Origin of the sequence: Bradyrhizobium icense, assembly GCF_001693385.1 — a bacterium.
Lineage (GTDB): Bacteria > Pseudomonadota > Alphaproteobacteria > Rhizobiales > Xanthobacteraceae > Bradyrhizobium > Bradyrhizobium icense.
Genome location: NZ_CP016428.1, coordinates 168,015 through 188,035 on the forward strand (window position 1 = coordinate 168,015; position 20,021 = coordinate 188,035).

Below are 20,021 nucleotides of genomic sequence, written 5' to 3' on the forward strand. Positions count from 1 at the left end.
ATTTGCGGCTGGGAGCGAGCGAAGATGAATCCGATGCGCTTTTCGGCAAGGGTTCAGGCTCCCGTCATCATGGTTGAAGGCGTTGATTGGCCGGCTTGCGGGGGAGCGCTCGCGAGTTCGCCGAGCAGGCTGTAACGCTCCCGGCTCTCGATTCTGACCGGCAGCACCTGCCCGATGATGTCGGGCGAGGCAAACACATGCGCGGGCTGAAGATAGGCGGTGCGGCCGACGATCTGGCCGGGATTGCGGGCCGCGCGTTCGAACAGCACATCGACGGTGTTGCCAATCATGGCCCGGTTGAAGGCCGATTGCTGACTGTCGATCAATTCCTGGAGCCGCACCAATCGCTCGTCCATTTCAGCCGCTGACACCGTCTCCCGCATGTCCGCCGCCGGCGTGCCGGGCCGCGGCGAATATTTGAACGAATAAGCCGCAGCGTATCCGATTTGCATGACAAGCGCGAGGGTCGCTGCAAATTCTCCCTCGGTTTCGCCGGGGAAGCCGACGATGAAATCCGATGAAAACGCAATATCTTGGCGGGCGGTACGGAAACGGTCGATGACGCGGCGATAATCATCGGCGGTATGCTTGCGGTTCATGGCCGCCAGAATCCGGTCGGAGCCGGACTGCACCGGAAGATGGACGAACGGCATCAGGCCTGCGAGGTCGCGATGCGCTGCGATCAGCGAGTCCTCGACGTCGCGGGGATGGCTGGTCGAATAGCGCAGCCGCGCGATGCCCTCGATTTCGGCAAGCCGGTGCAGTAGCTTGCCGAGCGGCCAGGTCCGTCCGTCGGGGCCCTCGCCGTGATAGGCGTTGACGTTCTGGCCGATCAGCGTGATCTCGCGCACCCCGTTATCGGCCAGCCGCTTCACGTCGTCGACGATTTTAGCGACCGGGCGCGAGACTTCCGCGCCTCGCGTATAGGGCACCACGCAGAAGGTGCAGAACTTGTCGCAACCTTCCTGCACGGTCACGAAAGCGGAAATGCCGCGCGCGCGGATCGCAGCCGGTTTCGGCTGGGGCAGAAAGCTGAACTTGTCCTCGACCGGAAATTCGGTTTCCAGCGCACGGCCTTCGCTCTTCGCGCGCGCGAGGAGTTGCGGCAGATGATGATAGCTCTGCGGCCCGACCACGACGTCAACCGTCGGCGCGCGGCGGATGATCTCTTCACCCTCCGCCTGTGCGACGCAGCCGGCGACCGCAATGCGCATCTCGCGCCCGTTACGTGCCGCCTCGTCCTTGGCGACGCGCAGCCGGCCGAGTTCGGAGTAGACCTTTTCGGACGCCTTCTCCCTGATATGGCAGGTGTTGAGGATCACCAGGTCGGCGTCGTCAGCGCTTTCAGTCTCGACAAAGCCCTCGCCCGCCAGCGTGTCCACCATGCGTTGTGCATCGTAGACGTTCATCTGGCAGCCATAGGACTTGATATGCAGCTTGCGCGGCGGCTTCATGGAACCTGGGTTTCGGGGCTTGAATGGACGCCAATCCGGCGTCAGGGCTCAATTATAGGCTAAGGGGCCGAAAATCCAGCGCAATAGGCGCCATTTCCGGGGCCGATGCGCCAGAACCCGACCCGGAATCGCGAGATTCCCTCGATAATATGCAGGGACCCGTCTGCCCGCCGAAGGTCCGCTTTCAGGGGGCGTTACGCCGCCTCGGTTGCATGGACGAACGCATCCAGCGAAGCAATGGTGATCCGAATATTGTCCTTACGGACCCTCAGGCTCCGCGCCAGCAGCGGATAGGTCGGGTCCGACAGATCGCGAACGCCCGCGCGGGCCTCCTCGTGGTCTATTTCCAGGGTGAGCAGCTCGACCGAACGCGAGAGGCTTTCGATCAGTGTCGCAATTTGTGGCCGGCTCGACGTTGCGGTTCCCCGGAGAGTCTGAAGTTGATGTGAAATTGCCATTGGTAGCCTCTGCGTTGATCTGGTTTGGGACGCGTTCACGGCGCATTCCGGTGTCCAGCAAAGGCGGTGCCAATCAGGCCCGCGAAAACCTCCGTAGTTCTCCGGTCATGCATCTAGCCGGCCATTAGGCCGATCTGCGCAATCAAATCGGGCAATTGCCGCATATCGTCGAAGATCACGGCCGCGCCAGCAGCGCGCAACCTGTCGCCATATGCTTCCCGGCAATGGCTGCCGCCGTGAAAACCGAGCACGGTCATGCCAGCGGCGCGGCCGCCGGTGACGCCGGGAACGCTGTCCTCGATCACGACGCAGCGTTCCGGCGCAACGTTCATCTGTTCGGCCGCGAACGGAAACAGGTCCGGTGCGGGTTTGCCGTTGGAGACCTGCGAGGCCGAGAAAATATTCGGCGCAAAGCGGTCGTAGAGCCTGGTGCGGCCGAGGCTGATTCGCATGCGTTGATGCGAGCCGCTGGACGCCACGCAGACCGGCTGGGCGATGGCATCGAGCGCGGTGTGAATGTGCGGTATCGCTTCCAGATCGGCTTCGAACGTCCGGTACAACTCATCCTGCAACTGCAGATGAAAGTCGTCAGGTAGAGCGCGGCCGAGTTCGGCCTCGATTTCGATATTCGCCTGGCGTGTCGAGCGGCCGAGGAAGCGGTGAAACACCTGCTCCGACGTGATCGGATAACCGTGGCGCGTCAGTGTTTCCGCGTGCGCGCGGCACGAAATGACTTCGCTGTCGACCAGCACGCCGTCGCAGTCGAAGATGACCAGATCGAAGTTCGGATTCAAGTTGGCACGCGATCAGGATTTGTCGTCGTCGAGCGGCACGCAATAAAGCTCCAGCCGGTGATCGACCAGTTTGTAGCCGAGCTTGCGGGCGATCTCGGCCTGCAATTTCTCGATTTCTTCCGAGGTGAACTCGATCACCTTGCCGTCGCGCAGATTGATCAGATGGTCGTGGTGGCTGTCGGGCATCTGCTCGTAGCGCGCCCGGCCCTCGCGGAAATCGTGCCGCTCGATAATCCCGGCATCCTCGAACAGCTTGACGGTGCGATATACCGTCGAGATCGAGATCTTGTCGTCGACCGCGACACAGCGCCGGTAAAGCTCCTCGACGTCCGGATGGTCGGCCGAATCGGCCAGCACGCGCGCGATCACCCGGCGCTGTTCGGTCATGCGCATGCCGGTGGCGGCGCAGCGAGCCTCGATGCCGGTATTTTTTTGCGCAGACGGGGATTTCAGTACGGGCATGACTTTGGGCCTTGAAGAACAGGTCGGGGCTGTTGTGCCACCCTGCGCATATTACGACAAGTCACGCCGCATCAGAAGCGCATTCAATTGCTCCCCGCCGGGTTGCTGATAGTAGCGTTCCCGGCGGCCGACGACCTCGAAGCCGGCCCATTCATACAGACGCCGCGCCGGCTGATTGTTTTCTTCAACCTCGAGGAATACCTTGCGCACGCCGCGGCCGGCGAGATGACCGAGATGCGTCAGCAACAGGGTGCGTGACAGGCCACGTCCGCGTTGCGTGGCGTCGATCGCGATCGACAATAGCTCCGCCTCGTCGGCCGCCATGCGCGACACCGCAAAGCCGATGATCTTGCGCCCGAGCCTGAGACGGTGAACGAGCGTATTGCGCTCGGTCAGCATCACCTCGAATTCGCCTTCGCCCCAGCCGCGGTGAAACGATGCGCCATGCAGTTGCGCCAGACGTGCTGCGTCGCGCGGACTGGCCGGTTCGATCACCGCCGTGCCGCCACCCCACCAATCGGAGAGCCAAGTCATCATGACGCCGGCGGCTGCGGTGCGCCGGACAGCGGATTCTTCGGTGGCTTGGCGTCGGGGGCGCGCAGATAATAGGGCCGTGCCGGCGAGCTCTCGGGATTGACCGCAGCGCCCAGCCACGCCACCCAGGCGATATCGGGCGCGGCCTGCTGATCGATTTTGAAAGGCGGCGGCGCATCGGCCGGCCAGCGGTCGGCCAGAATTTTTGCTGCATTGCCGACCAGATGCGGCGCGCCGAAGCGCGACGCGGCGACCGCTTCCGCGATCGGCGCTACGGTTGCCTTTATCAGCGAACTGCCGTCGCCGCCGAGCATCTGAAAATAGACGTGTTCATGCCGCGCATCGACGGCTGATATGACGGGGTGTTCGCTGCTCTCGCTGACGATGGGGGCGGCAAACGCGGTCAGCGTCGTTACGCCCACCACGGGCTTGCCGGCGGCGAGTGCAATGCCACGGGCGGCGGAAAGGCCGACGCGCAATCCGGTAAAGCTTCCCGGACCGGTCGTCGCGGCGACGCGGTCGAGCGCAGCAAAGGCAATGCCGGATGCCTTCATCACGCGCGCGATCAGCGGCATCAGGGCCTCGGCATGACCGCGCTTCATCGCCTGCGATTCCTGCGCAATCACACCGCCTGCGCTGGTGTCGAGCACGGCCGCGGCGCAGGCATCGAGCGCGGTATCGATGGCGAGGATCAGCATGGAGAGAGGGCGAACAGCGAGTGGCGAATGGCGAGTAGATTATTCGAGTTCGTCTCTATTCGCCATTCGCTACTCGCCATTCGCCCCTCATCACATCGGCCGGACTTCGACCACGTCGGGCACGAAATGCCTTAGCAGATTCTGGATGCCGTGCTGCAACGTCGCCGTCGAGGACGGACAGCCGGCGCAGGAGCCCTTCATGTTGAGATACACGACGCCGTCCTTGAAGCCGCGGAAGGTGATGTCGCCGCCGTCATTGGCGACCGCGGGCCGTACCCGCGTCTCGATCAGGTCCTTGATCGTGGCGACGGTGTCGGCGTCAGCCTCGTTGAAGAACTCGCCTTCCTCGTCCACCGCCTCGTCATTGCCGGCGGTGCCGTCCGCCAGCAGCGGCGCGCCGGACATGTAATGTTCCATGATGGCGCCGAGGATCGCGGGCTTGAGATGCTGCCAGTCGCCGTCCGCCTTGGTCACGGTGACGAAATCGTAGCCGTAGAACACGCCGGAGACGCCGGGCACGCCGAACAGTCGCTCCGCGAGCGGCGAACGGGCGGCGGCATCGCGGTTGGAGAATTCCATCGTGCCGGTGTCGAGCACGGTGCGACCAGGTATGAACTTCAAGGTGGCGGGATTGGGCGTGGCTTCAGTCTGGATGAACATGATTTTTCTCCGGCGTCGCCGGTTCAAGGCCGGCGCGTGGGTGTCCCTTAGCAGATGGCGACCGGCAGCGCACCTTCAAGGGGCGCAAACCAGCAATTCTCCAAGTAGATCAAGCCCTAAGACAGCCCGTCGATCTCGGAATCGCTGAGGTCGCCGGGCACGATGACGACGGGAATTGGGAACGAGCCGGCGGCCTGGGCCATCATGCTGATCAGCGGCCCCGGCCCCTCGGGACCCGGATTGGCCGCCAGTACCAGCATTGAAATATCGACGTCCTTGTCGATCACGTCGAGAATCTGGGTGGTCGGATCGCCCTCGCGAATCACCCGTTCGGGCGTGATCGCGGCGATGCCGTTGGCGCGGCCGGAGGCGCGGTCGAGCGCCTCATTGGCGGCGTCCTCCGCCTCGGCGCGCATCAGGTCGGCGACACCCAGCCATTGCTGGTTCTGGTCCTCGATGGCGATGATGCGGAGCATCACCACGCCACCGTTGACGCGTACCGCCCATCGGCTGGCGTAGTAGACCGCGCGGTCCCATTCCGCGGTGTCGTCGACGATGACAAGGCATTTTGGGTTGTGACCCGTCTCGTAGCTTCGTCGCTGGGTGGTCATGCATGTCCCGGTGCTGCGCCAAACCGCCGCATGGTGCCACGGCGCAGCCGCTTTCGACAAGCGGCGTCGCTGTTGCAACGCAGTGGGAGCCATCTCTAGCTTTTTCGGATGAAACCGACGATGTCCCGCGTCGCCCGCATGGTTTCATCGGCTAGGACACGCGCGCGGTCGGCGCCATCGACCAGGATTTTGTCGACATGGCCGGGATCGGCGACCAGCCGCTTCATCTCGGAGGCGATCGGCGAGAGTTTTGCCACGCAAAGTTCCACCAGCGCATTCTTGAAGCTGGAGAACTGCCCGCCGCCGAATTCGCGCAGCACGTCGGATTTGCTCTTGTCCGAGAGCGCCGCATAGATGCCGACGAGGTTGTCGGCCTCGGGCCGGCTTTCCAGGCCCTTTTCCTCCGACGGCAACGGTTCCGGATCGGTCTTGGCTTTGCGGATCTTCTGCGCGATCAGGTCGGCATCGTCGGTCAGGTTGATGCGCGAATTGTCCGAGGCATCCGACTTCGACATCTTCTTGGTGCCGTCGCGAAGCGACATCACCCGCGTTGCCGGGCCGGTGATGAACGGCTCCGGCAGCGGAAAGAACTGGCCGTCGTTGAAGCCGTGGCCGCGAATCGAATCGCCGAAATCGTTGTTGAATTTTTGCGCGATGTCCCGCGACAGCTCCAGATGCTGCTTCTGGTCCTCGCCGACCGGCACGTGGGTGGCGCGATAAAGCAGAATGTCCGCCGCCATCAGCACCGGATAATCGTACAGCCCCACGGACGCGTTCTCGCGGTCCTTGCCGGCCTTCTCCTTGAACTGCGTCATGCGGCTGAGCCAGCCGATCCTCGCCACGCAATTGAAGATCCAGGTCAGTTCGGCATGGCCGGCGACCTGGCTCTGGTTGAACACGATATGCTTCTTCGGGTCGATGCCGGCGGCGATGAAGGCCGCGGTGACCTCGCGGGTGTTGCGGGCAAGCTCCGCCGGGCCGCCCCAGACGTCGACGCCCATCGTGATCGCGTGCATGTCGACGACGCAATAGATGCAGTTATGGGTTTCCTGCATCTTCACGAAGTTGACGATCGCGCCGAGGTAATTGCCGAGATGCAGATTACCGGTCGGCTGGACGCCGGAGAAAACCCGTTCAACAAAAGCCATTGTCAGCTTCCCGAGGATGCCTGTTTCGCGCCGTCGTTTGCCACGCAGGGGCTATCTGCGCAAGTCGCTACCCCTTTGTTTGCCTGACGGCGTTAACCGCGTCGCGCCAGCCGGTGACGCCGAAAAACCGCAGAAACAAGCCGTAAGTCACGATTCCTGCCGAGATCAGGACCAGCAGCAGGACGGCCTGCACGAGCCCGTGTGCACCCGAGGTGAGGGCGGGCAGCGAGCGCGCCGCAAGCCACAGCAACGCGCCCATCGCCAGCGCCGCCAGCGCGATGCGCGGCAGCCGCCGTTTTGCTTCCCTGTCGATCGAAAACCCAAAAGTTTCCGCGCCGCGGCGGATCAGGCTGAACGCCATGCTCCACGCGCCGACAGCGATGGCCGCCGCGATGCCCTCAGCGCCGTACCAATGGCTGAGCAGGAAGGCAGAAGCGATCGCCAGCACGACGCCTGTCAGCGCGGCGACCAGCGGCGTCATCGTATCCTCGCGCGCGAAGAACGCTGGCGACAGCGCCTTGACCAGCACATGCGCGGGCAACGCCAGCGTCAGCCACGTCAGCGCGCGGGCGGTGGCTTTGGTGTCATCGCCGGTAAACGCGCCGTGTTCGAACAACAGCCGCACGATCGGCTCGCTCAGCACGATCAGGCCGAGCGTTGCCGGCAGCGCCAATCCAACCGCGAGTTCGAGCCCGCGCGATTCCGCGTGGGCAATCGCGGCAAGGTCGGTGCCGCGCACCGCGCGCGTCAGTTCCGGGATCAACACGGTGCCCATGGCGACGCCAACAATGCCGAGCGGCAGTTCGACCAGGCGGTTGGCGAAATACAGCCACGACACCGCCGATGGCTGGGAGGACGCAATGATCGCGCCGGCGACAATAAGCAATTGCGGCGCGCTCGATGCCATCATGCCCGGCAGCGCCTTGCCGAGAAAGCCGCGGATCTCCTTGTCGAACGAGACGCGCAAAGGGGTCGCGACGGGTGTCGCGATGTTCCCGCCACGGCGCAGCACCAGCACGGAGAGCTGCAACAGCCCGGCGATGCCGACGGTCGCGGCAACGATTTGCGCCGCCTGTACGGCGTCCGGCCGCGCGACCAGCAATACGGCCATTACAGCGATCAGCGCAATGTTGAACAATAGCGGCGAGAACGCCGTCAGCGCAAACCGTCCCTGCGCGTTCAACAGCGCCATCATCACGGTTACCGGCCCGGCGAAGGCGAGGTAGGGCAGCATGAGGCGGGCATTTTCGACGGCGAGCTGCAGCGTCTCCCGGCCGGCAAATCCCGGCGCCAGCGCCGTGATCACCAGCGGCATCGCCAGCGCGAGCAGCGCGGTGGCGATGATCAGCGCCGCCGTGACCGTTCCGAGCACGCGCCCCGCAAACGCCGCCGCCGCAACCGCGCCGTCGGTTTCGCGGACCCGCAGCCAGGCCGGCACCAGCGCCGCGTTCAGCCCGCCCTCGGTCAACAGCCGCCGCACCACGTTGACCAGTTGAAACGCCGCCAGAAATGCATCCGCCACAGGCCCCGCGCCGAGCAGCGCGGCCAGCGACGAATCGCGCGCGAATCCCAATAGCCGCGAGGCCAGCGTTCCCGACGATACCGTGAGAAAGGAGCGGATCATGGAGGCTCTATAGCAGCCGCTTCACTTGCTGGCGCTACGCCGATCTGGTAGGCCGCAGCCTTCTTAGCCGTGCTCGGCTTCTTCGCGCAACGCCGTAAACAGGACGGGTGGATGACTGACGCAAAATACGACGTTCTTGCTATCGGCAATGCGATTTTCGACGTCTTCGCGCAAACCGACGAGAAATTCCTTATCCGTCACGGCATGACCAAAGGCGGCATGGCGCTGATCGACGAGGCCCGCGCCACGGCGATCTACCGCGACATGGGCCCGGCGACGGAGGTGTCGGGCGGATCGGCCGCCAACACCATTGTCGGCATCGCCAATTTCGGCGCCCGCACCGCCTATGTCGGCAAGGTCAAGAACGATCAGATCGGCGGCCTCTACACCCACGACATTCGCGCCGCCGGCGTAGCCTTCGAAACCAGGGCCGCGTCCGACGGCCCCGCCACGGGCTGCTCCTACATTCTGGTTACGCCGGACGGCGAGCGCACCATGAACACCTATCTCGGCGCGGCGCAGAATCTAATGCCGGCCGACATCGACGAGGCGCAGATTGCGGCATCGCGCATCGTCTATCTCGAAGGCTATCTCTGGGATCCCCAGAACGCCAAGGAAGCCTTCGTCAAGGCAGCGGGCATCGCCCATGGTGCCGGCCGACAGGTGGCGCTCACGCTGTCGGATTCATTCTGCGTCGATCGCTACCGCGACGAGTTTCTCGATCTGATGCGTAAACGCACGGTTGATCTCGTCTTCGCCAACGAGGCCGAACTGCATTCGCTGTATCAGACCTCGGATTTCGAGGGCGCGCTGAAGCAGCTCCGCACGGACACAAAACTCGCCGTCGTCACCCGCAGCGAGAAGGGCTGCGTAGTGGTGTCGTCCGATGGCGTTGTCGCGGCGCCGGCGTTCCCGATCGAAAAGCTCGTCGACACCACCGGCGCCGGCGACCTCTTCGCCGCCGGCTTCCTGTTCGGCCTGGTGCGCAATGCCAGCCATGAAATGTGCGGCCGGCTGGGTGCGCTCGCTGCAGCTGAGGTGATCCAGCACATCGGCGCGCGGCCGCAGGTGTCGCTGAGGGAGCTGGCGGGGCAGAACGGGTTGGGAGTGTAGGGCGAAGGTCTTTCCACTTGTCATGGCCGGGCTTGACCCGGTCATCCACGTCTTTTCCTCAGTTGCCGACTAACGTCCATAGCAGCCCGCTTCGTTTTCCATCCGACATTTGGTATGCAACCTGCGAGACGTTTCTCTCGGGGGCTGCATGCTGACTGGTGAACTTCGTTCCAAAATCGACAATGTATGGAACGCATTCTGGGCGGGCGGGATCGCCAATCCGCTCGAAGTAATCGAGCAGATCACTTACCTGCTGTTCATGCGCGGCCTGGATGACGCGCATACGCTCGAGGAGCGCAAGGCCAATCGCCTCGGTAAGCCGATGGAACGACGCATTTTCCCGCCCGGCAAGGACAAGATCGGCAAGAGCGGCGGCGTTGCCTATGAGGAGATGCGCTGGTCCAAACTGAAGCATAAAGACCCCGCAACGATGTTCGAAATCGTCTCCGAACACGTCTTTCCGTTCCTGCGCAACATGGCCGAGGCCGGCACCGCGCACGCCACCCACATGAAGGGCGCGCGCTTCACCATTCCGACGCCCGCTCTGCTCGCTAAAGTGGTCGATCTCCTCGCTGAAATCCCGATGGAGGATCGCGACACCAAGGGCGATCTCTACGAATACATGCTGTCGAAGATTGCGACCGCCGGGCAGAACGGCCAGTTCCGCACTCCGCGCCACATCATCGCGCTAATGGTCGAGATGATGGCGCCGGGACCGAAGGATGTCATCGTTGATCCCGCCTGCGGCACCTGCGGTTTTCTGGTCGCGGCCGGCGAATATCTGCGCGAGAACCATCCGAAGCTGTTTCATGAGAAAAAAAGCCGCGACCATTTCAACGAGGAGATGTTCCACGGATTCGATTTCGACGGCACCATGCTGCGGATCGGCTCGATGAACATGACGCTGCACGGTGTTGAAGACCCCGATATTCGCTACAAGGATTCGCTGTCGCAGGAGCATGCCGGCGACGAGGATCGCTACTCGCTCGTGCTGGCAAATCCGCCATTCGCGGGATCACTCGACTATGAGACGACAGCGAAGGATCTGCTCGCGATCGTCAAGACCAAGAAGACCGAGCTTCTGTTCATGGCGCTGTTCCTGAAGCTGTTGAAACCAGGCGGTCGTGCGGCAGTGATCGTGCCGGACGGCGTGCTGTTCGGCTCCTCGACCGCGCACAAGGCGATTCGAAAGATGCTAGTTGAGGACCACAAGTTGGATGGCATCGTCAAACTGCCGTCGGGTGTCTTTCGACCATACGCCGGCGTATCTACTGCAATCGTGCTGTTTACGAAGACCAATTCGGGAGGCACGGATCAGGTCTGGTACTACGATTGCCAGGCCGAAGGGTTTTCCCTGGACGACAAGCGCATTGCGCTCTTGCCGACAGAAAAGATCGGCTCGAAAGCAAGGCTCGCCGAAGGCGAGCACGCCAAGAACAATCTGCCCGACATAGCCGCGCGCTGGACGCAACGCCATGGCATCGAGCAGAGACGCCCCCGTACCGCGCAGAGTTTTTGCGTTCCCAAGGCCGAGATTGCAGCAGCGAGCTATGACCTTTCGATCAATCGCTACAAGGAGGTGGTGCACGAAACGGCCGCGCATCGTCAGCCGAAAGAGGTCATCGCGGAGTTAAAGGCGTTGGAGAAGGAGATCGCGGATGGGTTGGATGAGCTGGAGGCGATGTTGTGAACATCACGGCGCGCGTCCCTCCAATAGTAGGATGGAAGCGATTTACACTCGGCGAGGTGCTGACCTTAGTAAATGGTCGAGCTTACAAGCAAGACGAGTTATTGGAGAATGGAACGCCGGTTGTCCGCATTCAAAATCTGAACGGAGGAAGCAATTGGTACTACTCTGATCTCAATCTACCCGACGACAAGTATTGTGAGAATGGTGACCTCCTCTTTGCGTGGTCCGCAACATTTGGGCCGTATTTCTGGAGCGGATGCCGCGCAATATATCACTATCATATTTGGAAAGTTCTGCCTTCTCCATTGCTGGACAAGAAATACGCATTCTACCTGCTGCAAAATATTACTGAAAAAGTGAAAGCCTCAGGTCGAGGCATATCGATGATTCACGTGACGAAGTCAGGGATGGAAGCTTGGGAGGTAGATAGCGGCCCGGAGAAGCTATTTGATGAAGAGAGGGTCGCAAAGCTCGTTACAAGAATTAGGGCGATCAATGACAGCGCGGTAGCATAGTACTGTTTGTGCCTAAGCCAGCAGGCTTCGCCGGCGTTGCCGCTTCGTGTCCATCCAGCCGCCAGGCTACTTTGCATGGGGTTGTTTTCGATATTTTAGCTGAGGGGTGCGCGGAGCCCGGCGGCCGATGATGAGGCGAGGGCGCGCGATACGAGGATGCGCCGCCGCCACGCCTTCCCCCTCACGCCGTCTTCGCCGCTTTCAATCCGAGCCGCGCTTCCACCGCCTCCCGCATCAGAAACTTCTGTATCTTCCCCGTCACCGTCATCGGGAACTCGTCGACGAATTCGACGTAGCGCGGGATCTTGTTGTGGGCGATCTGGCCTTGGCAGAAGGCGCGGACCTCGTCGGCGGTGAGCGTATCGCCGGGACGCGTGCGGATCCAGGCACAGAGCTCTTCGCCATAGCGATCATCCGCAACGCCAAAGATCTGCACGTCCTGGATTTTGGGATGGCGATAGAGGAACTCCTCGATCTCTCTTGGATAGAGGTTTTCGCCGCCGCGGATCACCATGTCCTTGATGCGGCCGACGATGTTGCAATAGCCCTCCGCGTCGATCACGGCGAGGTCGCCGGTGTGCATCCAGCCATTGGCGTCGAGCACGTCGGCGGTCTTTTCCGCCTCGTCCCAATAGCCCAGCATGACGCTGTAGCCGCGGGTGCAGAGTTCGCCGCGCTCGCCGCGCGGCACCACGCGTCCCTCGAGGTCGACCACCTTGACCTCGACATGCGGATGAATCCGCCCGACGGTCGACACCCGCCGTTCCAGCGGATCATCGGTCGAACTCTGGAAACTGACCGGCGACGTCTCGGTCATGCCATAGGCGATCGTCACCTCGCCCATGTTCATCTCGTTGTTGACGCGCTTCATCACTTCGATGGGGCAGGGCGCGCCCGCCATGATGCCGGTGCGCAGCGATTTCAGGTCGAAGCGCGCAAACTCTGGATGATCGAGCTCGGCAATGAACATGGTCGGTACGCCGTACAGCGCCGTGCATTTCTCCTGTTCGATGGTCTGCAGCGTCGCCAGCGGATCAAAGCCTTCGCCGGGATAGACCATGGCGGCGCCCAGCGTGACGGAGGCGAGGTTGCCCATCACCATGCCGAAGCAGTGATAGAGCGGCACCGGAATGCAGATCCGGTCTTTCTCGGTCAGCCGCATCGCGCGGCCGACGAAATAGCCGTTGTTGAGGATGTTGTGATGCGTCAGCGTCACGCCCTTCGGCGAGCCCGTGGTGCCGCTGGTAAATTGAATGTTGACGGCGTCGTCGAACTGCAGCGTCTTCGAAAGCTCGGCAAGCTGCTCGCGATGCCGCGCCCCGCCCATCCGCGCCACGTCATCGAACGCGATCGTGCCGGGGCATTTCGGCCCGCCGATCTGGATCACCGTGCGCAGTTGTGGCAGCCGCGTTGCGTTCAATTCGCCGGGCTGCGAGGTCGCGAGTTCGGGCAACAGCGTGTTCAGCATCTCCATGTAGTTGGAAGTCTTGAAGGCGGTCGCCGTGACGATCGCCGCGCAGCCGACTTTCGCCAGCGCGAATTCGAGTTCGCTGAGGCGATAGGCGGGATTGATGGTGACCAGAATTAGGCCGGCCTTGGCGGCGGCGAATTGCGTCAGCGTCCATTCCGGGCGGTTGAGTGACCACACCCCGATCCGCGCGCCGCGTTCGAGGCCAAGCGCGAGAAAGCCCGCCGCCAGCGCGTCGACGCGCCCAGCAAATTCCTTCCACGTCCAGCGCACGCCATGGCTCGGCGAAACCAGCGCGTCGCGATCGCTCCAGCGATGAGCGGCCCGATCGAGGCAGCCGCCAATGGTGTCGCCGAGCAGGGACGCGTCGGAAATGCCGGAGACGTAGCTGTGGATGGTGTCGGTCAAATCATATCTCCAAGTGTTGAGAAAGTATGCGTCGCGATTGCAACTGCGCTCTCTCCCCCGCAAGGGGGGAGGGAACGGAGGGAGTGCGCCGTGACGCACGAAGAGGAAAAGCGATCACGGCGCCGTCTGCAATTAAGCCGCCTTCTGCCCGGCATCGAGCCCGGCATAAACCCCGCGCTCAAACCCCGCAAAGGCTTCCAGGCACCTGGCATCGGCGAACGGCAACAACTGCATCAGGATGACGCCGGCGACGTCGCGCGCCGGATCGATCCAGAAGTAGGTGTTGGCGAGGCCGGCCCAGGCGAGACTCCCGGCGCTGCGGCCCTCCGGCGTCTTGGCGGTGTTGATGAGGAAGGAGAGTCCCCACTTCTTGACCATGTCAGGGTAGAGATCGACATCGTTGGTGTAGATCGGCGCGACCGTCACCATCTTGCCCATGGTGAGTTCGCCGATGTTGTTCTGGCTCATCAGCGCGACCGTCTCCGGCTTCAGCAGCTGGTTGCCGTTGCCGCGGCCTTTGTTGAGGATCATCTGGGTGAATTTGATGTAGTCGCCGGCCGTGCCATAGAGGCCGCCGCCACCCATGTGGAATTCTGGATTCTGTTCCAGCTCGAACGGCATCGGCGCCAGCGATCCATCTTCGCCGCGCGCATGCATGCCGACCAGCCGCTGGCGCATGGAGTCGGTGATCTTGAAAGCCGTATCGTTCATGCCGAGCGGCGTGAGCATGTTATCGCGCAAATACGCATCGAGCCGCGTGCCGGTCACCGCTTCCACCGCCTTGCCGACGAAGTCGATGTTGGTGCCGTATTCCCAGCGCGTGCCGGGCTCGCTCATGATCGGCGTTTTCAGCGCGGCGTTCAGGCAGGTGGTGATAGCCGGGGTTCCGGTCTTGTCGAGATACGTCGCACACACTTCGCTCCACATGTTGTAGGCGAAGCCCGCGGTGTGGGTCATCAGATGGCGCAGCGTGATCGGCTTGGTGGCGGGACGCAGCTTCGGCTCGCCAGTGGCGTCGAAACCTTCCAGCACCTGTGGCGAAGCGAGATCGGGCAGCACTTTTCCGATCGGCTCGTCGAGCGAGAGCTTGCCCTGTTCCACGAGTTGCATGCCGGCGGCCGTCGTAATCGCCTTGGTCATGGAAGCGATCCAGAACACGCTGTCGGCGGTCATGGCATCGTCCTTGGAGAGGTCGCGCTTGCCGAACGCGCCCTGGTAGATCACCTCATTGCCGGTCGCGGCCATCGCGACCACACCGGGAATTTCCTTCGCCTCGCATTTCTGCCGCAGAATCTGGTCGATCTCAGCCTTGCTTTGCATGGGTCACCTCCCGTTTGCTTTTTATGGAGTGGAACGATCTTCCTACCGGCCGTGTGATCCCGCAAGCGCTCGGCGAGCGCCGGCGCCAATGTCGCGATCTCGTGATGGGCAAGAGGGCGGGCAGCGGGCGCGCAGGGGCCACGGCACAAAACTGCAACACCTCCCCACAATTCGCGTGGATGGAGATCTCGGCCGGTGACCCGATTGGGCAGCCACGATAACGTGATTCCGCGGCGATTCCCGGCGCCGATTTTCTGCAGTAAAGCGTTCAGATTCCAGCACAAACGTTGCTGGTTGCAGCATTGATTTGATGAAAAACGTTGTAATTTTCGAAGTTGCGAGGCGGTGCGATGATCTCGACCTGGAGTGAATGGAAGCGGTATCCCCGTCCTGGACGGGGCGAGAACATCGAGGCGCCGATCACGCCCGGGCTCTACGAAGTCCGCTATGCCGGTACCGGCGCGCTACACTCCTTCGAGGCGGTCGACAACGTCGCCCAGGCGCTGGCGCAGCTTGCGGTAGGCTCCAAATCCTGGTTCGGCCGCCGCGACACCGCCAAGCTGCCCGACCTCGAATACCGGACCTGTGCGACCTCCTCGAAGGCCGACGCCAAGGCGGCCGCGCAACGCATGATCGGCCGCCGGGAAACTTATATGAGCGGCGCGGCGTAAGGGCGCACCGTCGCCCTCAACATTCCTTGAAGCAGGGTTGCCTCAGCCGCCGGTGCATCGCCGCGGATATCGGCCTATACTCGGACTAATCCCTCAAGAAAATCCGAGGAGTACGCCATGAACCCGCCCGTCGCCGCACGCGCTTCAAAAACCCCCACACCCTCGTTGCATGACCGCCTGAAAGATCCCTCGCTGCTGCGCGACCGCTGCTACATCGACGGCGCCTGGGTCGGCACGCCGTCGCGCCCCGTCACCAATCCCGTCAATGGTGTGGAACTCGCCAAGGTGCCCGCATTCAGCACGGCCGAAGCGACGCAAGCCGTCGAAGCCGCCGAGCGCGCATTCCCGGCCTGGGCCAAGCTCACCGCCAAACAGCGCTCCAACATTCTGCGCAAATGGTTCGATCTGATCGCGGCGAACCGCGAGGATCTTGCGCTGATCCTCACGTCAGAGCAAGGCAAGCCGCTGGCGGAAGCGCTCGGCGAGGTCGATATCGGCGGCGCCTATGTGGAGTTCTTTGCCGAGGAAGCCCGCCGCGTCTATGGCGAGACCATTCCGACCCAGCGGCCGGATGCCCGTCTCCTCGCGATCAAGCAGCCGATCGGCGTCTGCGGCGCCATCACGCCGTGGAATTTCCCGTGCTCGATGATCACGCGAAAGGTCTCGCCGGCGCTGGCCGCCGGCTGCACCGTGGTGCTCAAGCCCGCCAATGAAACGCCGCTGACCGCGCTGGCGCTGGTGGCGCTCGCCGAAAAGGCCGGCGTGCCCAAGGGCGTGTTCAACATCCTCACCGGCAATTCGTCCGCGATCGGCAAGGTGCTGTGCGAGCACCCGGCGGTGCGTTTCGTCGGCTTCACCGGATCGACCGAAGTCGGAAAAATCCTCTATCAGCAGGCCGCGGTCGGCGTGAAGAAGCTCGGCCTGGAGCTCGGCGGCAACGCGCCGTTCGTGGTGTTCGATGACGCCGATATCGACGCCGCCGTCGAGGGCGCGATCGTCTCAAAGTATCGTAACATGGGCCAGACCTGCGTCTGCGCCAACCGCATCTACGCCCAGGACAAGATCTACGACTCGTTCGTCGAAAAGCTCTCGAAGAAGGTCGCGGCAATGAAGATCGGCGACGGCACGGAGCAAGGCGTGGTGCAGGGTCCCCTGATCAACATGGACGCGGTGCTCAAGGTCGAGAAGCACATCGAAAATGCGGTGAAGGGCGGCGCCAAGATCGTCACCGGCGGCAAACGCCACGCGCTCGGCGGCAGCTTCTTCGAGCCGACGGTGCTTTCGAATGTGAAGCCCGATGCGCTGGTGGCGCACGAAGAAACGTTCGGGCCTTTGGCGCCGGTGTTCCGCTTCAAGGATGAAGCCGACGTGATCGCAATGTGCAACGCCTCGCCGTTCGGCCTCGCCTCGTACTTCTACTCGCGCGACCTCGGCCGCGTCTGGCGCGTCGCCGAAGCGCTGGAGTCGGGCATGGTCGGCGTCAACACCGGTCTGATCACGACGGAAGTGGCGCCGTTCGGCGGCGTCAAGGAGAGCGGTCTCGGCCGCGAAGGCTCGCATCACGGCATGGAGGAATATGTCGAGATCAAATACGTGATGATGGCGGGCGTGTGATCTCTTCACCTTCCACGCGCCAGCCCTGGGCCCGCGCGCAGCGCCGGTGACGAGGGCGACTAAGAGGTCATGACGCGGTCCTTTGCTCGGACCCGCGGCATGACAGTTTAGTTGGTCGCGCGCGAGGGATCAGAATTGGGCACCGACGTACCTGAGGCGGCTTACGTCGGATTGTCCCTGCTCGGGGAATTCGAGCGTCGGCGTGACATGGCCGACGAGTATGCCGGGCGTCACTCTTGTCTTGATGTACTTCGTCTCGCCCGCTGCCAATTGGAACGTAACCGCATTTTCGACCTCGGTTGCCGTTGTAACGGCGTATTTCCCCGGGGATCGGTCGACATAAGAGAACCCGCCGGGCACAGATCTGCCGACGACTTCATTGTTCATCCGAATCTCGGGCTGAATAGCCGACCCCGTAAGTTCGCTCGCCCGCGTGAAGTAGACACGGCCGTAACCCGGCTTCAATGCCGGGATCTGCAAAGGCGGTTCATCGAGGCCGCGTGGACTCGCGCAACTCCCCAGCAAAAATCCGACAAACACAAGGGGCAGCGCCCCGATCTTCGACCCCATATGCCCCGTCTCGATATTGAAAGTGCCCAGTCCCAAATCGACGGCAAACAACAAACGGCTGGCAATTGCCTTGTTGTTTCCTCGCCCCAAGTGCTCAATTAGGCATACACGCGTTGATTGTGCAATCCTTTTTAGCTCCGCGCGATCTCTGCGACCGCGCGCGCGAGCAAATCGCCCCCGGCAACTCAACCGCGCACCAAGGCGCCACTTATTGACGATTTGCCGAGCGTCCACGGCCGCGCTTCAAATGAGCGTCACGAGCAGCACCCTCAATCATTCACCTCACGCCCAAACGCCCCGTGGCGTCCAACGCCCGACGCAAAGCGCGCTGCGCCGGCTAATGTTTCGCCTGAGCCGATCACCTCCAGGCCGCCGCGCATTTCGTTGCTAATCGCTTCCTCTTCCGACAGATCCCATTGCCGCAGCGCCGACAGCCGGTCGGCGCGCAGGCAGGTCTGCGGGAAGCGCGCGATTTCCCGCGCCAGCGCAATCGCCTGAGCGACCGCCTCGCCGCGGCCAACGACGCGGTTGGCGAGCCCCATGCGCAGCGCCTCCTGCGCGCCGACCGGACGTCCAGTGAGGATCAAATCGATCGCCTGCGAATGGCCGATTAGCCGCGGCAGCCGGATGGTACCGAGATCAATCAAGGGCACGCCGAAGCGGCGACAGAAGATGCCAAAGGTCGCGTCTTCCGCGACCACGCGCATGTCGGCCCATAGCGCGAGCTCCATCCCGCCGGCGACCGCAAAACCTTCGACCGCAGCGATGACCGGCTTCGACAGCCGCAGCCGGCTCGGCCCCATCGGTGCGATCGAGTCGTGTCCGCCGATCTCGCGCCTCTTGTTGGGATCGCCCGCCGCGACTGCCTTCAGGTCCGCGCCGGCGCAGAAATAGCCGCCGGTGCCGGTGAATACGGCAACCGAGGCCGCCTCGTCGGCGTCGAATGCGAGAAACGTGTCGTAGAGTTTTCGCGCCGTCGCGCCATCGACGGCGTTGCGGCAATGCGGGCGGTTGATGGAAACGATGGTCACGGGACCATCGCGCTCGACGAGCACGGTCTCGGCTTCGGACATGGGGCGCTCCCTGGATATTATTTCCTGGAAGCTTGGCATTAGACGCGAGGGTGACGCAATCCCAACGCCGTCATTGCGAGCCAACGGGTCGCGCGAATGCGCGCCCGATGACAGGCTCCGCGAAGCAATCCATACTTTCCGGGCGGCGGGATGGATTGCTTCGTCGCTGCGCTTCTCGCAATGACGCGGTTAGATACTCAACTCATCCCCCGTCACCCGCCGGTACGCTTCGAGATAGCGCTTGCTGGTCTCCTCCACCACGCTGGCCGGCAGCGGTGGGGGCGGGGCGTCGCCGTTCCAGCGGCCGGCGCGGCGCTCGGCGTCGAGATAGTCGCGCAGCGGCTGCTTGTCGAAACTCGGCTGCGGCCGGCCGGGCTTGTAGACGTCGGCGGCCCAGAACCGCGAACTGTCCGGCGTCATCACCTCGTCGATCAGGATGATTCGATCGTCGGCCGCCCTGCCGAACTCGAATTTGGTGTCGGCGATGATGATGCCCTGATGGCGCGCGATCCGTTCGCCGAAATTATAGACCGTGCGCGCCATGCCCTCGAGCTTCTCGGCGATGTCGCTGCCGACGATCTCGCGCATGCGCGCGACCGTGATGTTTTCGTCATGACCAGTCTCGGCCTTGGTCGCCGGGCTGAAGATCGGTGGCTCGAGCTTTCCGCTTTCGAGCAGGCCTTCCGCCAGTTCCTCGCCCGCAAGCGTGCCGGAGGCCGCATACTCCTTCCAGGCGGAACCGGAGATATAGCCGCGGATCACGCATTCGACCGGAAATACGGTGGTGCGCCGGCACAGCATTGCGCGCCCGAGGATGTCGGCGCGGTGGTCCTTCAGGCCGGGCACCTTGTGGATGATCTCGTCGGCGTCGGCGCTGATCATGTGGTGCGGCACCACGCCTTCGAGCTGGCGGAACCACCAGGCGCTGATCTGGGTCAGCACTGCGCCCTTCATCGGAATGGTTTCCGCCATCACGACGTCGAACGCGCTGATGCGGTCGGTGGTGAGTAGCAGCACGTAGTCGCTGCCGACGGCATAGATATCGCGCACCTTGCCGTGGCCGATCCGGGGCAGGGGCAAGTCGCTGGCGAGCATTGCGTTCATATGGTCAGGCTTTCAAACAGGCTCGCGCGCTG

General features: G+C 62.9%; 20 protein-coding genes. 5 read left to right on the top strand and 15 right to left on the bottom strand.

Features of this window, described 5'->3' with window-relative positions; all coding sequences use genetic code 11:
* Nucleotides 1-53 precede the first annotated feature (53 nt).
* From miaB to murJ, 10 genes are all read right to left on the bottom strand, one after another.
* On the bottom strand, nt 54-1,454 hold the full coding sequence (gene miaB / locus LMTR13_RS00845) for a tRNA (N6-isopentenyl adenosine(37)-C2)-methylthiotransferase MiaB (protein ID WP_065726274.1): 1,401 nt from the start codon (nt 1,452-1,454) through the stop codon (nt 54-56).
* Between the two features lie 194 nt (nt 1,455-1,648).
* Complete coding sequence (locus LMTR13_RS00850; RefSeq protein WP_065726275.1) at nt 1,649-1,912, bottom strand: hypothetical protein; 264 nt, start codon at nt 1,910-1,912, stop codon at nt 1,649-1,651.
* A 113-nt stretch (nt 1,913-2,025) separates the two neighbouring features.
* Nucleotides 2,026-2,706, bottom strand: coding sequence for an HAD family hydrolase (locus LMTR13_RS00855; protein WP_065726276.1), 681 nt, complete (start codon nt 2,704-2,706; stop codon nt 2,026-2,028).
* Between the two features lie 12 nt (nt 2,707-2,718).
* Complete coding sequence (locus LMTR13_RS00860) at nt 2,719-3,168, bottom strand: Fur family transcriptional regulator (RefSeq protein WP_065726277.1); 450 nt, start codon at nt 3,166-3,168, stop codon at nt 2,719-2,721.
* A gap of 51 nt (nt 3,169-3,219) precedes the next feature.
* Nucleotides 3,220-3,705, bottom strand: coding sequence for a ribosomal protein S18-alanine N-acetyltransferase (gene rimI, locus LMTR13_RS00865; protein ID WP_065726278.1), 486 nt, complete (start codon nt 3,703-3,705; stop codon nt 3,220-3,222).
* Nucleotides 3,702-4,400 carry a tRNA (adenosine(37)-N6)-threonylcarbamoyltransferase complex dimerization subunit type 1 TsaB gene (tsaB, locus tag LMTR13_RS00870; protein ID WP_065726279.1) on the bottom strand — a complete coding sequence of 233 codons (699 nt, stop codon included), beginning with the start codon at nt 4,398-4,400 and terminating at the stop codon, nt 3,702-3,704. The genes rimI and tsaB overlap by 4 nt, the downstream gene beginning before the upstream one ends.
* Nucleotides 4,401-4,490: 90 nt before the next feature.
* Complete coding sequence (locus LMTR13_RS00875; protein ID WP_065726280.1) at nt 4,491-5,060, bottom strand: NifU family protein; 570 nt, start codon at nt 5,058-5,060, stop codon at nt 4,491-4,493.
* Nucleotides 5,061-5,176: 116 nt separating this feature from the next.
* On the bottom strand, nt 5,177-5,671 hold the full coding sequence (locus LMTR13_RS00880) for a universal stress protein (protein WP_065726281.1): 495 nt from the start codon (nt 5,669-5,671) through the stop codon (nt 5,177-5,179).
* Nucleotides 5,672-5,766: 95 nt separating this feature from the next.
* The gene (gene trpS / locus LMTR13_RS00885; RefSeq protein ID WP_065726282.1) at nt 5,767-6,819 is read right to left on the bottom strand and encodes a tryptophan--tRNA ligase; all 1,053 of its coding nucleotides are present in this window, start codon (nt 6,817-6,819) and stop codon (nt 5,767-5,769) included.
* Between the two features lie 67 nt (nt 6,820-6,886).
* Nucleotides 6,887-8,443 carry a murein biosynthesis integral membrane protein MurJ gene (gene murJ, locus LMTR13_RS00890; RefSeq protein WP_065726283.1) on the bottom strand — a complete coding sequence of 519 codons (1,557 nt, stop codon included), beginning with the start codon at nt 8,441-8,443 and terminating at the stop codon, nt 6,887-6,889.
* 111 nt (nt 8,444-8,554) lie between these two features.
* Between murJ and LMTR13_RS00895 the strand changes: the two genes are divergently transcribed.
* The 3 genes from LMTR13_RS00895 to LMTR13_RS00905 all read left to right on the top strand — a co-directional run bounded on the left by LMTR13_RS00895 (nt 8,555) and on the right by LMTR13_RS00905 (nt 11,761).
* On the top strand, nt 8,555-9,556 hold the full coding sequence (locus tag LMTR13_RS00895) for an adenosine kinase (protein ID WP_065732308.1): 1,002 nt from the start codon (nt 8,555-8,557) through the stop codon (nt 9,554-9,556).
* Nucleotides 9,557-9,704: 148 nt separating this feature from the next.
* Nucleotides 9,705-11,246, top strand: a complete 1,542-nt coding sequence (locus LMTR13_RS00900) for a type I restriction-modification system subunit M (protein WP_065726284.1) — start codon at nt 9,705-9,707, stop codon at nt 11,244-11,246.
* Nucleotides 11,243-11,761 carry a restriction endonuclease subunit S gene (locus LMTR13_RS00905; protein WP_083218577.1) on the top strand — a complete coding sequence of 173 codons (519 nt, stop codon included), beginning with the start codon at nt 11,243-11,245 and terminating at the stop codon, nt 11,759-11,761. The genes LMTR13_RS00900 and LMTR13_RS00905 overlap by 4 nt, the downstream gene beginning before the upstream one ends.
* Before the next feature lie 181 nt (nt 11,762-11,942).
* On the opposite strand, the gene LMTR13_RS00910 is transcribed toward LMTR13_RS00905, so the two are convergent.
* Nucleotides 11,943-13,637 (bottom strand): AMP-binding protein, encoded by a 1,695-nt coding sequence (locus LMTR13_RS00910; protein WP_065726286.1) that lies wholly within the window; start codon nt 13,635-13,637, stop codon nt 11,943-11,945.
* 132 nt (nt 13,638-13,769) lie between these two features.
* Nucleotides 13,770-14,957 (bottom strand): serine hydrolase domain-containing protein, encoded by a 1,188-nt coding sequence (locus tag LMTR13_RS00915; RefSeq protein ID WP_065726287.1) that lies wholly within the window; start codon nt 14,955-14,957, stop codon nt 13,770-13,772.
* Nucleotides 14,958-15,307: 350 nt separating this feature from the next.
* Here LMTR13_RS00915 and LMTR13_RS00920 point away from each other — a divergent pair, with 350 nt between their 5' ends.
* Together LMTR13_RS00920 and LMTR13_RS00925 are read left to right on the top strand one after the other, a co-directional pair.
* A complete protein-coding gene (locus LMTR13_RS00920) occupies nt 15,308-15,628 on the top strand; it encodes a hypothetical protein (protein ID WP_065726288.1) in 321 nt (106 codons plus the stop codon).
* A gap of 117 nt (nt 15,629-15,745) precedes the next feature.
* On the top strand, nt 15,746-17,242 hold the full coding sequence (locus LMTR13_RS00925; protein ID WP_065726289.1) for an NAD-dependent succinate-semialdehyde dehydrogenase: 1,497 nt from the start codon (nt 15,746-15,748) through the stop codon (nt 17,240-17,242).
* Nucleotides 17,243-17,371: 129 nt separating this feature from the next.
* Here the strand turns inward: LMTR13_RS00925 and LMTR13_RS00930 are convergent, their stop codons facing one another.
* The 3 genes from LMTR13_RS00930 to LMTR13_RS00940 all read right to left on the bottom strand — a co-directional run bounded on the left by LMTR13_RS00930 (nt 17,372) and on the right by LMTR13_RS00940 (nt 19,989).
* On the bottom strand, nt 17,372-17,902 hold the full coding sequence (locus LMTR13_RS00930; protein ID WP_236843253.1) for a DUF2846 domain-containing protein: 531 nt from the start codon (nt 17,900-17,902) through the stop codon (nt 17,372-17,374).
* A 179-nt stretch (nt 17,903-18,081) separates the two neighbouring features.
* Nucleotides 18,082-18,885, bottom strand: coding sequence for a crotonase/enoyl-CoA hydratase family protein (locus LMTR13_RS00935; protein ID WP_065726290.1), 804 nt, complete (start codon nt 18,883-18,885; stop codon nt 18,082-18,084).
* Between the two features lie 189 nt (nt 18,886-19,074).
* Nucleotides 19,075-19,989 (bottom strand): phosphoribosylaminoimidazolesuccinocarboxamide synthase, encoded by a 915-nt coding sequence (locus LMTR13_RS00940; protein ID WP_065726291.1) that lies wholly within the window; start codon nt 19,987-19,989, stop codon nt 19,075-19,077.
* Nucleotides 19,990-20,021: the final 32 nt, after the last annotated feature.